Origin of the sequence: Protofrankia sp. CiP3, assembly GCF_917627345.1 — a bacterium.
Lineage (GTDB): Bacteria > Actinomycetota > Actinomycetes > Frankiales > Frankiaceae > Protofrankia.
Genome location: NZ_CAKJTM010000085.1, coordinates 5,778 through 6,277, shown reverse-complemented (window position 1 = coordinate 6,277; position 500 = coordinate 5,778). Strand labels below are relative to the sequence as shown.

Here is a 500-nt window from a genome sequence, read left to right as displayed (position 1 = left end):
TTCGAGGTCGCGTTGTGGCGTTTGGTGGAGTCGTGGGGTGTTCGTGCGGATGCGCTGGTGGGGCATTCGATCGGTGAGCTGTCTGCGGCGTTCGTGGCTGGTGTGTGGTCTTTGGAGGATGCCGCGCGTTTGGTGGCTGCCCGGGCCCGGTTGATGCAGTCGCTTCCCGCCGGGGGTGGGATGGCTTCGCTGGCTGCTGGTGAAGAGCGGGTCGCGGAGTTGCTGGCTGGGCGGCCTGGTGTGTGGGTCGCCGCTGTCAACGGACCGCGGGCGGTGACGGTCTCCGGTGAGCAGGCGGCGGTTGAGGAGATCGTCGATCTAGCGGCTGGTGCGGGGATCCGGGCGCGGCTTCTGCCGGTTAGTCATGCGTTCCATTCGCCGTTGATGGATCCGATGTTGGAGGAGTTCGCAGCTGTTGCTGCGGGTGTCGCCTACCGGGAGCCGTCGGTGGCCGGACGACGGGAGTGGATGTCCCCGGAGTACTGGGTCCGGCAGGTCCG

At 67.4% G+C, this 500-nt stretch carries 1 protein-coding gene; it reads left to right on the top strand.

Annotation, left to right across the window (positions count from 1 at the left end; translation table 11 throughout):
- On the top strand, positions 1 to 500 hold a 500-nt coding region (locus MJ797_RS27600), incomplete at both ends, for an acyltransferase domain-containing protein (RefSeq protein WP_239339642.1).